Source organism: Amycolatopsis sp. NPDC054798 (genome assembly GCF_053611505.1).
This window is the reverse complement of sequence record NZ_JBSHAM010000010.1, coordinates 82,813-95,983: the sequence shown is the minus strand read 5'-3', so window position 1 is coordinate 95,983 and position 13,171 is coordinate 82,813. Positions and strand designations below refer to the sequence as shown.

Sequence of the window (13,171 nt, the reverse complement as noted above, 5' to 3'; positions counted from 1 at the left end):
CCAGGATGCGTCTTTGTCGCGTGAGGACACAGAGGCGAAAGTCATCTTTCCGGGACGGCGCCCAACGTCGAGAGGGCTTGCGGATCTGATGCCGGAGACCGGAGAAGGCGGCCGCAGGCTGTCGGGAACTCGTTCTCAGCTGCGCCTGCGGGAGACGCTGCGCGATCTCCAGGAACGGATCGAGGTGCTGATCAGCACCCGGGACAAGATGGACGGCCTGCTGGACGCGGTGCTCGCGGTCGCGTCCGGGCTGGAGCTGGACACCACGCTGCGCCGCATCGTGCAGGCGGCGGTGGAGCTGGTCGAGGCCCGCTACGGCGCACTGGGGGTGCTCGGCGACGACGGCGGCCCGCTGGCGGAGTTCGTCTACCTGGGCATCGACGAGCCGACGCGGGCGAAGATCGGTCCGCTGCCGGAGGGGCACGGGCTGCTGGGGCTGGTGATCGACGACGCGAAGCCGTTGCGGCTGGAGGAGATTTCGGCGCATCCGGCGTCGGTGGGGTTCCCGGCGAATCATCCGCCGATGCATTCGTTTCTCGGAGTCCCGGTACGGGTCCGCGACGAGGTGTTCGGCAACCTCTACCTCACCGAAAAGAACGACGGCGCGGCGTTCACCGACGACGACGAGGTCATCGTGCAGGCGCTGGCCGCCGCGGCGGGGATCGCGATCGAGAACGCGCACCTTTACGAGCAGGCGCGGCTGCGGCAGCGGTGGCTCGGCGCGACCAGTGAGGTCACCACGGAACTGCTCGGCGGCACCGATCCGGTCGACGCGCTCGAGCTGATCGCGGGCCGCGCGCTGGAGCTGACCGGCTCGGACGCCACGATGCTCGCTCTGCCGGGCTCGGGCAGGCTCGACATCGAGGAGGAGTGGGAGTCCGATCCCGCGGAGCTGACCGTAGCGGTGTGCTCGGGGAACGGCGCCGACGAACTCGGCGGGGTGCGGATGGACATCGCCGGGACCGTTCCGGGCTCGGTCTACCGGGATCGCACGCCGCGGCGGGTGGCGACGCTGGCGTTGTCCGAGGATCGCGGCTACGGTCCCGCGCTGGTCGTGCCGCTGCGCGCGGGCGATCACACCTCAGGCGTGCTGATCGCGGTTCGCGAACCGGGTGCGCCCGCTTTCGAGACGGCCCAGTTGCCGGTGCTCGCGTCGTTCGCCGACCAGGCCGCGCTCGCGTTGCAGCTCGCGACGCAGCAGCGGGCGGCGCGGGAACGGGACGTGCTGTCGGACCGGGACCGGATCGCCCGGGATCTGCACGACCACGTGATCCAGCGGTTGTTCGCGGTCGGGCTGGCCATGCAGAGCACACAACGCCGCACGAAGGCGCCGGAAGTGCAGCGGCGGCTGCAGGAAAGCATCGACCAGATGCACGAGACCGTGCACGAAATCCGGACCGCGATCTTCGACCTGCACGGCGGCGCGGCGGGAGAAGTCCGGCTGAGGAACCGGTTGCACGACGCGATCGCGGAACTCACCGACGACGCCCCGCTGCATCCGACGGTCAGCATGTCGGGAACCTTGGACGCGGTGCCCGCGCACCTGGCCGAGCATGTGGAAGCGGCGGTGCGGGAGGCAGTGAGCAACGCGGTCCGGCACGCGGACGCGTCGGTGCTCTCGGTTTCGGTGGCGGTCCGCGACGAGATGGTGCGGGTGTCGGTGACCGACGACGGGGTAGGGCTGCCCGAGGGCGTGACGCCGAGCGGGCTGGGGAACCTCAGGGAACGGGCGGAATCGGCGGGCGGGGAGTTCACGCTGGAGTCTTCGCCCGGCAACGGGGTCCGGCTGGAGTGGTCGGCTCCGTTGCGCTGACCCGCGGCCCCGGGGCCTCCAGGGCAACACCCTGGAGGCCCCGGCTGCACAACGGTCACACACCCACCGGGTGGTCGTGGCCCCGCCGCGCCATCACGGCGGTGAACACGAGAGCCGCCCCGGCCACTGCGGCCAACGCGGCGAGACCGAGAGCGTACGAGCCGACAGCGCCATAAAGCGCACCCATGAGCAGCGGCGGGATGAAGCCGCCGAGGCCGCCTGCCGCGCCGACCACGCCAGTCACCGAACCGACTTTGTTCGCCGGGGCGAGCAAAGCGACGAGCGCGAACACTGCGCCGCTGCCCGCGCCGAGCGCGGCGGCCATCGACAGGAATGCCACGGTGCCCAGCGGCACGAGCCCTGGCGAGAAGGCCTGCGCCGCCGCGCTCAGGGCCACCACCGCGAACACCGCCGCCAGCACGCGCACCGGGCCGAACCGGTCGGACAGCCAGCCGCCCACCGGGCGCATCAGCACAGCGACCAGGACGAAACCCGCCATCCGGTTCGCGGCGTCGGCCTGGGCCAGCCCGTAGCCGGTCTTGAGGTAGGCCGGCAAGTACACAGAGAACGCGACGTAACCGCCGAAGGCGAGTGCGTAGAGCGCCGAGGCCTGCCAGGTCACCGGCAGGCGGAGGGTGTCGCGCAGACGGCGGCCGAGCGGTTCGGCCGGCACCGTGCGGCCGGGGGCGTCGCGCAGCAGCAGCGCGGCGACGATCGCGTACAGCACCAGCGCCCCGGCGGTGACGAGGAACGGCGTCGCGACCGTGCCGGTCTTGACGAGCGGGACGGTGGTCAGCGCGCTGAGCGCGGTGCCGCCCATCCCGGCTCCGAACACGCCGAGCGCGAGCCCCCGCCGTTCGGGCGGGAACCACGCGTTGACGAACGGCACGCCGATCGCGAACGTCGTGCCGCCGAGGCCGAGGAAGAAGCCGCCGAACAGCAACGCGATCAGCGACGAATGGCCGAGGATTCCGAGGAACAGGACGGGAATGACGGTCAGTGCGGAAATCGCCGGGAACATGATCCGGCCGCCGTAGCGGTCGGTCAGCGCGCCGACCGGGACGCGCCCGAGAGACCCGACCACCACCGGCACCGCGACCAGCAGCGCCTGCTGGAACGCGGTCAGGTGCAGGGAGTCCTTGAAGAGCGGGCCCAGCGGGCTCAGCAGCGCCCACGCCCAGAAGTTGATCGCGAACCCGGCGGTGGCCAGGCCCAGCATCAGCACCCGGCGGCCGGTCGGCGGAGGGTGTTCGGAGGTCGCAGTCATCGGCGTCTCATTCGTTTCGCACGGATCGGCCCGCCGGGCGGCGGGCACGTCCAGCTTCCGTCGCGCCGCGCCGTCGCGGACAGAGCCGAAGTCCTCCGGGAAACGGACCTTGGTCCTCGACCGTCCACTGCGGACTGGACAGCGAAACACGTTTCACAGCAAGGGAAAGAGATCAGCGAGCGGCGACGTCGGCGTCGCTGCAGAAACCGGTCCGGCGGCGTTTCAGGCAGAGGAGGCCGAGCAGTGCGCCGGTGTCGTCGACGACGGCGAACCGCCGCTGTCCGCGCGCCAGCAGAAGCTGACGCGCCTCCTCTGCCGGAAGATCAGCCGGGATTGTCCGGCCCGCCATTCGCGAGTGCGTGAGTGCGAGCGCGGAGCCGTCCAGCTCCGGCGGCAGGTCCTCGCGGGCGAGGGTGCCCATGAGCTTGCCGCCGCCGGTGAGCAGGAGCAGATGGACGTGGTCGTCGGCGAAGCACGTCCGGGCCTGGCCCACCGAGGTGTCCAGCGGGAGCGTTTTGGGCAGCCGTACCAGAACTTCCCCGACGGTCTTGCCGATCAGCTCCGCCGGGACGGCGTCAGGCAACGTTCCGCCGTTCGCGAAGCGCCCGGTCCCGCACGACCGCGGGCGCGGGCATCGGGACCGGCGGCGCGCCCCGGCGGGCCCGGTAGACGACGTAGGGACGCCACAGGTATGCCAGCGGAGCGGACCACACGTGCACGAGCCGGGTGAACGGCCACAGCGCGAGGAACAGGAACCCGCCGAGCGCGTGCAGCTGGTAGACCAGCGGCGCGTCGAGCATCAGGCTGGTGTCCGGCGAGAACCAGAAAACCCCGCGGAACCAGACCGCGACGGTTTCGCGGTAGTCGTAGCCGTCGCCGAGCAGGTTCGTGCCGACGGTCGCGGTCATCCCGAGCACGACCATCGCGGCGAGCGCAACGTACAGCACTTTGTCCATTGCGGACGTGGTGCGGCGCACGCGGCCGTTGACGATCCGGCGGGCGATGAGCAGCACCACCCCGGCGACCAGCACGACTCCGGCGATCGTGCCGCCCCACACCGCGGTGGCGTGGTAGAGCCCTTCCGGCACGCCCAGCCAATGCGTCAGCGAGGCGGGCACGAGTAGGCCCATCGCGTGGCCGGCGATCACGCCGAACGCGCCGAGGTGGAACAGCGGCGAGGCCAGCCGCAGAACGCGGCTTTCGAGCAGCTGGCTGGTGTGCGTGGTCCAGCCGAACTGGTCGCGCCGCCAGCGCCAGACGTGCCCGAGGACGAACACCGCCAGGCAGGCGTAGGGGAGGACAATCCAGGCAAAGGTGTTCACGGGACACGCTCCAGGGAAGGGCACGAGCCAGGGCTGAGTCGCGGGCCGAGGCCGATCGCGTCGACGTCGGCGCCGTAGGGCGAGAGCCCGACCGATTCCGCGGGCGGTCCGTCGGCGGCGAGGGCCCGGATCGCTTCGCGGTCGGCGTCGGTCAGCGGCGGCAGCGCGGCGACGACTGCTTCGAGCAAATGCCGGTACGGCGAACCGGTTTCTTCCAGTGCGCCGCGCAGCAGTTCCAGTCCGCGCCGGTGCTGGCGCAGCGGAGCTTCGCCGTCGCCCGGACCGGCGGCAGCGGCGAATTCCAGCACCACCGGCAGCAGATCGGGCAGTTCGCCATCGGCCAGCCGCAGGCCGTGCGCGCGGTACCGCTGTTTGAGCGCGAGCAGGGCGACGCCGCGTTTGCGGGTATCGCCGTGCAGGTAGTAAGTGAGGTACAACCCGCTGCGGCGGCGAAGGTCGAACGTGTGCACGTAGTGGGTTTCGACGTCGACCGGATCGGCGGTCAGGAACCACTCGAGGAACGCCGAGAGCCGTTCGCGCGCTTCCGGTTGGGCGATTCGGGAGACGGCGGCCCGCAGTTCGCCCGCCGCGCCGAACAGCCGGGCGTCGGGGTAGGAAAGCAGGACGGACGCGAGGTCGAACAACCGGGCGCGGTCCTCCGCGGACACTGTCATGACCGTCCTCCGGCCGGGTCGATCGTCAGGCCGAGCCTGCCGTCGCTGCGGCGGCTGAAAAGATTCCGCCGGCCGGGGCGGACCTGCTGGTCGTCCGCGACGAGGTGGAACCGCTCCGCGGCGGCCGCTTCGGTCATCCCCGGGCCGCCCGCGCAGTCGAGCGAGCAGTCCGAAGTGGACGCTGCCTGTGCTTCGAGCGCGGCGGCGTCTTTCGTGTAGGCGACCGGAACGACGTAGCGATCGTCGTACTTGGCGATGGCCAGGAGCCGGTACATCGCTTCGATCTGTTCGCCGGTCATGCCCACGGCTTCGCAGAGTTCGTCCGCGACGGTGCCGTCGAGCGTGCGGGCGCGCATGTAGGAGCGCATCGCGGCGAGTTTCATCAGCACACCGGCCACCGCGTCCGCGTCGCCCGCGGTGAACAGTTCGGCCAAGTACTCGACCGGGATCCGGAGGTCGCGGATGGTGTGGAAGACGTCGTCCGGATCGGTGTCGTCGAGCCCGGCGGCGCCGACCGCGTCCAGCACCGGCGACAGCGGCGGGACGTACCAGACCATCGGCAGGGTGCGGTATTCCGGGTGCAGCGGCAGCGCGATCCGGTATTCGCTGATCAGCCGCCACACCGGCGAGGCCTGCGCGGCGAGCACCCATTCCTCCGGCAGCCCCGCTTCGGTCGCCAGCCGCACTGTTTCCGGGTCGTGCGGGTCGAGGAACACGTCGCGCTGCGCGGCGAGCAGTTCGTGCTCGTCCTCGACCGAGGCCGCGGCGAGCACGGCGTCCTCGTCGTAGAAGACCAGCCCGAGGTAGCGCAGCCTGCCGACGCAGGTCTCCGAGCAGATCGTGGGCTGGCCCGCTTCGATGCGCGGGAAACAGAAAGTGCATTTCTCGGCTTTGCCGGTGGAGTGGTTGACGTAGACCTTCTTGTACGGGCAGGCGCTCACGCACATCCGCCAGCCGCGGCAGCGGTCCTGGTCGAGGAGGACGATGCCGTCCTCCTCGCGCTTGTACATCGCGCCGGACGGGCAGGCCGACACGCACGCGGGGTTGAGGCAGTGCTCGCAGATGCGCGGAAGGTGGAACATGAACGTCTTCTCGAACTCGAATTTCACCCTCGCCGCCGCTTCGGGGTCCATCGCGACGAGATTCGGGTCGGTGCCGGCCCGTTCGGGAGCGCCGCCGAGACTGTCTTCCCAGTTGGCACCCCATTCCAGGTTCATCGGCTTGCCGGTCAGCGCCGAGCGCGGCTGGTTGACCGGCGTGTCGGCGAGTCCGGACGGTGCGGCCGCGAGGGCGTCGCGGTCGAACTTCGCGGGCTCGTAGTAGTCCTCCAGCGAAGGCAGGTCGGGGTTGGCGAAAATCCGCGACAGCCGCTTCGCGCGGCCGCCGGAACGCAGGACGAGCCTGCCCTTCGCGTCGAGCTGCCAGCCGCCCTTCCAGCGGTCCTGGTCCTCGTAGTGCTGGGGATAGCCGATGCCGGGTTTGGTCTCGACGTTGTTGAACCACACGTATTCGGTGCCTTCGCGGTTGGTCCACGTCTGCTTGCAGGTCACCGAGCAGGTGTGGCAGCCGATGCACTTGTCGAGGTTCATCACCATCGCGACCTGGGCGCGGATGCGCATGTCAGTACTCCACTTTCTGGCCGCGCCGCCGGATCACGGTGATTTCGTCGCGCTGGCTGCCGATGGGTCCGTAGTAGTTGAAGGCGTAGGTGAGCTGGGCGTGCCCGCCGGCCAGATGCGTCGGCTTGACGAGCAGCCGGGTCATCGAGTTGTGGTAGCCGCCGCGTTTTCCCTTGCCGGGGCCGTCCTTTTCGGTCTTCGGGACGTTGACCGTCCGCTCGGGAGAGTGGTACTGGAAGACCGTGCCCTCGGGCATCCGGTGGCTGACCACCGCGCGCGCGGCGACCACGCCGTTGCGGTTGACCGCCTCGACCCAGTCGTTGTCCGCCACGCCGATCTTCGCCGCGTCCTCGACGCTCATCCAGATCACCGGGCCGCCGCGGGACAGCGCGAGCATCAGCTCGTTGTCGTGGTACATCGAATGGACCGACCACTTCGCGTGCGGGGTCAGGAACCGGACGGTGACGCCGCCGTCGGCGAGTTCGCCGGGTTTGCCGAAGTGCCGGGCCATGTTCAGCGGCGGCCGGTAGCCGGGCAGGTGCTCGCCGAGTTCGGCGATCCAGTCGTGCTCCACGAAGAAGTGCTGCCGTCCGGTGAGGGTGTGCCACGGTTTGCGCCGTTCGACGTTCACGGTGAACGGCGAGTACCGGCGTCCGCCCTTCTCCGAACCGGACCACTCCGGGCTGGTGAAGACCGGCTGCGGCGCCTCCTGGGTCGCCGCGTAGGTGACCTGGTCGGTCTCGTGCCCCTCGATCAGGTCGGTGAACGGCTGTCCGGTCCGCTTCTCCAGCTGCAGAAATCCTTCGTGCGCGACGCGGCCGTTGGTAGTGCCGGACAGCGCGAGGATCGCTTCGCACATCCGGTCCGCGGTGGCCAGCGACGGACGGCCGGCGAACGGCCCGCCGGACACGGTTCCGTTGCGGCGGCGCAGGTATTCCAGCTCGGGGGCGACGTCGACGGTGATGCCCTTGGTCGTGGTGCCGAGCTTGTCCAGCAGCGGTCCGACGGTGCGCATCTTGGCGCCGAGGAGGGTGTAGTCGCGCTCGATCTCGATCAGCTTCGGCATCGTCACGCCCGGCACCGGCTCGCATTCGCCGCGGCCCCAGTCCCGGACGCGCCCGGACGGGGTCGCCAGCTCGTCGGGGGTGTCGTGCTGCAGCGGCGCGGCCAGCACGTCGCGGCGGGTGCCGAGGTGCGCGACCGCGAGTTCGCTGACCTTGTCGGCGAGGGCGAGGAACGCGTCGTAGTCGGTGTGCACCCCGGCCGGCGGTTCGACAGCGGGGGAGAAGGCGTGCACGAAGGGGTGCATGTCGGTGGTGGAGATGTCGTGCTTCTCGTACCAGGTGGCGGTCGGCAGCACGATGTCCGAGTGCAGGCCGGTGTTCGTCATCCGGAAGTCGATGGTGGTGAGCAGGTCGAGCTTGCCGGTGGGGGCGTCGTCCCGCCACGCCACGTCGCGCGGGCGCTCGCCGGGCTCGCATTCGTCGGCCGAGGCGAGGGAATCGACGCCGAGCAGGTGCTTCATGAAGAACTCGTTGCCCTTGCCGGACGAGCCGAGCAGGTTGGCCCGCCACAGGGTCAGGCAGCGCGGGAAGTTGGCTGGGTCGTCGGGATCGTCGGCGACCGCGTGCAGCCGACCGGCGCGCAGTTCGCCGACGACGTGCTCGGCGGCGCTCACTCCCGCGGCGGCGGCCTCGTCTGCCAGGTCGAGCGGGTTCCGGTCGAATGCCGGGTGGCCGGGCGACCAGCCCATGCGCTGCGCCGCCGCGACAGTGTCAGCGAAAGCCAAGCCCGCCAGCCTGCCCTGCCCCAGCGGCGAGGCGAGTTCGTCGGCGGGCACCTTCTCGTAGCGCCATTGGTCGGTGTGCAGGTACCAGAACGGCGTGGCGGCCTGGTGGCGCATCGGGCGCTGCCAGTCGAAGGCGAAGCTCAGGTGCTGCTGCCCGGTGAGCGGGCGGGCCTTCTCCTGTCCGACGTAGTGCGCCCAGCCGCCGCCGTTGACTCCCTGGCAGCCGGTGAGGGCGACCAGTGCGATCAGCGCCCGGTAGGTCATGTCCGAGTGGAACCACTGGTTCGCGCCCGCGCCGAGCGCGATGAGCGACCGGCCCTGGCTGCGTTCGGCGTTGCGGGCGAATTCGCGCCCGATCCGGGCCGCCAGCGCGGCGGGCACGCCGGTGATCCGCTCCTGCCACGCCGGGGTGTGCGGGGCGTCGGCGTCGTCGTAACCGGCGGGCCACTCTCCGGGCAGATCGCCGCGGCGGACGCCGTACTGGGCCATCAACAGGTCGAAGACGCTGGTGACCAGCTGCCCGCCGACGCGGCGCACCGGGACTCCGCGACGCATCGTGGCGCCGCCCTCGGTCTCGCCGATGTCGAACCGGGCGAGGTCGACGGCGACCTGACCGGTGGCGTGGCCGAGCACGCCGAGTGCGGGGACCACCTCGCCGAGGTCGAGATTCCACCGGCCTTCGCCCGCGGCGCCGTAGCGGAAGCCGAGGGATCCGTTGGGCACCACGGGTTCGCCGGTGGCGTCGTCGAGCAGCACAGTCTTGTGCTCCGCGCCGGGAGCGTCGTCGCCGAGGTCGGCGGCGGTGAGGAACCGGTCGGTCGCGTAGACGCCCGGTTCCCGTTCCCGCAGCGTCACGAGGAACGGCAGGTCCGTGTACGACCGCGCGTAGCCGGCGAAGTACGGGACCTCCCGGTCGCGGAAGAACTCGGTGAGCACGACGTGGCCCATCGCCATCGCGAGCGCGCCGTCGGTGCCGGGGTGCGGGGCGAGCCAGTCGTCGGCGAACTTCACGTTGTCGGCGTAGTCGGGGCTGACCGCGACGACCTTCGTGCCGCGGTAGCGGGCTTCGGCGAGAAAGTGCGCGTCCGGGGTGCGGGTGACCGGGATGTTGGATCCCCACATGACGAGATAGGTCGAGTTCCACCAGTCGCCGGCCTCGGGGACGTCGGTCTGGTCGCCCCAGATCTGCGGCGACGCGACCGGAAGGTCGGCGTACCAGTCGTAGAACGACAGCAGCGTGCCGCCGAGCAGCGCGTGGTACCGGGTGCCCGCGGCGAACGAGGCCATCGACATCGCCGGGATGGGCGAGAACCCGACGACCCGGTCCGGCCCGAAAGCCTTGGTGGTGTGCACGTGCGCGGCGGCGACCATCGCGATCGCCTCGTCCCACGACGCGCGGACGAACCCGCCGCGCCCCCGCTGTCCTTTGTAGGCTTCCGCCTTGTGCGGGTCGCCGACGATGTCCGCCCACGCCGCGACCGGGTCCCCGAAGCGTTTCAGGCCCGCACGGAACATGGTGAGCAGCGAGCCGCGGACGTAGGGATGCCGGACCCGCGACGGCGAGTACTCGTACCAGGAGAACGACGCTCCGCGAGGACAGCCGCGCGGCTCGTAGTCCGGGCTGTCCGGACCGGTGGTCGGGTAGTCGGTGGCCTGGTGCTCCCAGGTGATCAGGTCGTCCTTGACGAAGACGTTCCAGGAGCACGAGCCGGTGCAGTTGACCCCGTGGGTGGAGCGCACCACCCGGTCGTAGCTCCAGCGGTCGCGGTAGAAGGACTCCCACGCGTTCGCGTCGATCTGGTGCAGGGTCCGCCCGTGGTCGCCGACGGTCTCCTTGGTGAGGAACCGGCGGACGCCGAGCAGGGCGCGGTGCCCGGGCACCTGATCGTTGGCGGGGACTGGGTGGGTGGACACGAGACGCGACTCCTTCGGACGTTCCGGCACGGCGAACCGAAATCGCCACGGCACCGCTTCGGTGCCAGCCGCACGTCGTCCAGCTTCGTCGAGCCGGGCCTGGTGATCACCCGGCCAATGTCATGGGTCGCGAGGACTTTCGTCCTCCGAGGAGGTCCTCGGAGCTGCGGTGTCGCGGTTCCGGACCCGGCGTACCAGCATCACGGACAGCACCACCACGATCACTGCCAGCGCCACCACGATGTGGCGGGGCCAGCCGGTCCGTGTGCGGACAGGCCGGCGTAGAGCTGGCCGTCGGGATAACGCTCCTGCGCCTGATGCAACCAGTGCAACGCGACGGCGGTTTTGCCCGCCCCTCCCGGACCGGTCACGGCGGCGATGGCGGGCCGGTGCCGGTCGGAGCCGCCGCTCAGCGCGTCCGTCAGTGCCCGCAATTCGCCTGCCCGCCCGCTGATGCGCCGGCGACGGAGGAAGCTGGCGGGGCGCGGACCGGAGACCGGAACCGTGGACATGAATGTCGCCATGCACGACGCCGGTCTGGACGACCGAGCCGCCGACGGCGTACGCCACGTCGTTGGTGGTGCGGTAACTCGGACAGTCCACGGCCCACCTCCGGATTCGAGGCTACGTCGGTCCCTGCCGAGGACCAGAGCGTTCACCGCACCAGCGCCACCCCGCCCGACCTGGTGCTCGTGGCCGGCTACGTCGCCAAATGCCTGGAAAAAGTCACCGCCGGCGAAACGATCGAACAGGAGCGGCGCCGCGCGATCGAGGAAGCGGCGGCGGCACTGGTCCGGTTGCGCGAGCAACTCGACGACATCCAGGCGGGAAGGCAGACTCCCGTCGCCGGGCACGTCCGTGAACACGCTGCTCCGGGACGTCCCCTCCTTTGCCGGACGGGACGCGGAAATCCGCCTGCTTGCCGAAGCGAGAACCTGGTGCCTGACCGGCTCTGACTCGCGGCCTTGCCCTGCCAGAGATTAGTCCACAGTAGACATTCCATGACCGGCGGCGCGCAGGGCTTCCTCGGCCACCGCGGCGAATCCGGCGATGACGTCGTTGGCCCGCGTCGGCACCCAGACGACCGAACTCGACCACCGCAGCCTGCCCTCGTCGAGCGGGCGCCACGTCAGGCCGTCGGGCAATGGGTGTTCCTCGTTGAAGTGCACGCCCATCCCGGCGAGCACGAGCCCGTGTGTGAAGTTCGGGTTGCGCGCGTGCCGGATCGCGCCGGGCAGGAAGCCGTTGTCGCGACAGATCGCGAGGATGTGGTCGTACAGCCGCGGTGCCATCTCGCGCTGGAACACGACCAGCGGGGTGCCGTTGAGGTCGCGCAGCCGCACGACGTCCGAGGCCGCGAGCCGGTGCGCCACTGGCAGCACGACCCCGAGAGGGCGGGACAGGACCGGCCCTGATTCCAGCCCGACGGTGTCGGAGGGATGGCGCACGATTCCGACGTCGAGCTTGCCTTCCCGGAGCCGGGCGATCTGCTCGTCCGTGCTCACCTCGTGCAGTTCCAGCAGAACGTCCGGTGCCTTCTCGGCGAACGCGGCGGCGATCGTGCGCAACACCGTGGGGGTCGTGTCCGGGGGAATTCCCGCGCGCAGCGTGCCCGACGTGCCGGGCAGGATCCGGCGCATCGCCTCCCGCGCGCTGTCCACGCCTTCGAGCACCGGCCGGGTGTGTTCGAGCAGAAGCGCGCCGGCCTCGGTGAGCCGCACGCCGCCCCGGCCGCGATGGAACAGTTCGACGCCCAGCTCGCGCTCCAGGTCCCGGATCCGCTGCGACAGCGGCGGCTGCGCCATGTGCAGCCGTTTCGCGGCCCGGCCGAAGTGCAGCTCCTCGCTCAGGACGACGAAGTACCGCAGATGCCGCAGTTCCATCAGCCGAACCATACCAACCTGATATCGCCGCAGGTCGCAGTTGGTGTTGGCCAGCGGCGGCCTCCCGCTGTTTTTCTTGTCCGCGACGCAGACGACGAGCGAAGGAACGACCTCCATGAGTGAAACAGTGCTGCTCGACCGCCGGGACGAGATCGCCGTCCTGACGTTGAACCGGCCGGAGAAGCTCAACGCGTGGACCCACGCGATGCGGGAGCGGCTGATCGGGCACCTGCGGGAACTGGACGAGGACCCGACCTGCCGCGGCGTGGTGCTGACCGGCGCCGGGCGGGCGTTCTGCGCCGGGCAGGACCTCGCGGAGACGGCCTCGATCCGCCCGGACGACCACGCCGCCGCGGAGGCGTGGATCGACGATTTCGATCGCCTGTACCGCGCGGTCCGCGAGTTGCGGAAGCCGACCGTCGCCGCGGTCAACGGCGTCGTGGCCGGTTCCGGCTTTCAGTACGCGCTGGTGGCCGACCTGCGGATCGGGCACGCCGGGGTCACCATGGGCCAGCCCGAAGTGGCCTCCGGGATCCCCAGCATCACCGGGATCTGGGCGATGTGGGACATCCTCGGCCGCGCCAAGACCGCCGAGTTCGCCCTGACCGCCCAGCTCGTCGACGGCGTCGAGGCGCACCGCCTCGGCCTGCTCACGCGGCTCGTCGCCGAGGACGAGGTGCTCGACGCCGCAGTCGAACAGGCGCGCGCGGTCGCCGCGCTGCCGCCGGGCGCCGTCGCGCTCACCAAGGCGCGGCTTCGCGAACTGGACGACGAGGCGCTGGCGCAGGCGGTGACCGCGGCGAAGAAGATCCACTCCGCCGCTTACGCCACTGGGGAGCCGCAGCGGGAGATGGCGCGTTTCCTGGCCGCCAAGCAGCGTTGAAGGGGCA

Annotated in this window: 11 protein-coding genes; 3 read left to right on the top strand and 8 right to left on the bottom strand. The window is 70.6% G+C overall.

From position 1 onward, the window contains the following. The first annotated feature begins 88 nt into the window (after window positions 1-88). Complete coding sequence (locus tag ACWGIC_RS09195; RefSeq protein ID WP_452075389.1) at window positions 89-1,813, top strand: GAF domain-containing protein; 1,725 nt, start codon at window positions 89-91, stop codon at window positions 1,811-1,813. Window positions 1,814-1,868: 55 nt separating this feature from the next. Here ACWGIC_RS09195 and ACWGIC_RS09190 read toward each other — a convergent pair whose 3' ends face one another. The 7 genes from ACWGIC_RS09190 to ACWGIC_RS09160 form a co-directional block, all read right to left on the bottom strand. Beyond that, the gene (locus tag ACWGIC_RS09190; RefSeq protein WP_452075388.1) at window positions 1,869-3,080 is read right to left on the bottom strand and encodes an MFS transporter; all 1,212 of its coding nucleotides are present in this window, start codon (window positions 3,078-3,080) and stop codon (window positions 1,869-1,871) included. 172 nt (window positions 3,081-3,252) lie between these two features. Continuing rightward, window positions 3,253-3,663 (bottom strand): CBS domain-containing protein, encoded by a 411-nt coding sequence (locus tag ACWGIC_RS09185; protein ID WP_452075387.1) that lies wholly within the window; start codon window positions 3,661-3,663, stop codon window positions 3,253-3,255. Continuing rightward, window positions 3,656-4,402, bottom strand: coding sequence for a respiratory nitrate reductase subunit gamma (gene narI / locus ACWGIC_RS09180; protein WP_452075386.1), 747 nt, complete (start codon window positions 4,400-4,402; stop codon window positions 3,656-3,658). The genes ACWGIC_RS09185 and narI overlap by 8 nt, the downstream gene beginning before the upstream one ends. Then, entirely contained in the window at window positions 4,399-5,076 is a 678-nt protein-coding gene (gene narJ / locus ACWGIC_RS09175) for a nitrate reductase molybdenum cofactor assembly chaperone (RefSeq protein ID WP_452075385.1), read from the bottom strand. The genes narI and narJ overlap by 4 nt, the downstream gene beginning before the upstream one ends. Further along, window positions 5,073-6,695: a nitrate reductase subunit beta gene (gene narH, locus ACWGIC_RS09170; protein ID WP_452075384.1), complete on the bottom strand. Its 1,623-nt coding sequence runs from the start codon at window positions 6,693-6,695 to the stop codon at window positions 5,073-5,075. The genes narJ and narH overlap by 4 nt, the downstream gene beginning before the upstream one ends. A gap of 1 nt (window position 6,696) precedes the next feature. Further along, window positions 6,697-10,398 carry a nitrate reductase subunit alpha gene (locus ACWGIC_RS09165; RefSeq protein WP_452075383.1) on the bottom strand — a complete coding sequence of 1,234 codons (3,702 nt, stop codon included), beginning with the start codon at window positions 10,396-10,398 and terminating at the stop codon, window positions 6,697-6,699. A 221-nt stretch (window positions 10,399-10,619) separates the two neighbouring features. Continuing rightward, window positions 10,620-10,910 carry a hypothetical protein gene (locus ACWGIC_RS09160; RefSeq protein ID WP_452075382.1) on the bottom strand — a complete coding sequence of 97 codons (291 nt, stop codon included), beginning with the start codon at window positions 10,908-10,910 and terminating at the stop codon, window positions 10,620-10,622. A gap of 180 nt (window positions 10,911-11,090) precedes the next feature. Between ACWGIC_RS09160 and ACWGIC_RS09155 the strand changes: the two genes are divergently transcribed. Next, entirely contained in the window at window positions 11,091-11,354 is a 264-nt protein-coding gene (locus tag ACWGIC_RS09155; RefSeq protein ID WP_452075381.1) for a hypothetical protein, read from the top strand. 24 nt (window positions 11,355-11,378) lie between these two features. Here ACWGIC_RS09155 and ACWGIC_RS09150 read toward each other — a convergent pair whose 3' ends face one another. Continuing rightward, window positions 11,379-12,398, bottom strand: coding sequence for a LysR family transcriptional regulator (locus ACWGIC_RS09150; RefSeq protein ID WP_452075380.1), 1,020 nt, complete (start codon window positions 12,396-12,398; stop codon window positions 11,379-11,381). Between ACWGIC_RS09150 and ACWGIC_RS09145 the strand changes: the two genes are divergently transcribed. After that, entirely contained in the window at window positions 12,397-13,164 is a 768-nt protein-coding gene (locus ACWGIC_RS09145) for an enoyl-CoA hydratase/isomerase family protein (RefSeq protein ID WP_452075379.1), read from the top strand. The two genes, ACWGIC_RS09150 and ACWGIC_RS09145, sit on opposite strands and share 2 nt — an antisense overlap. Window positions 13,165-13,171: the final 7 nt, after the last annotated feature.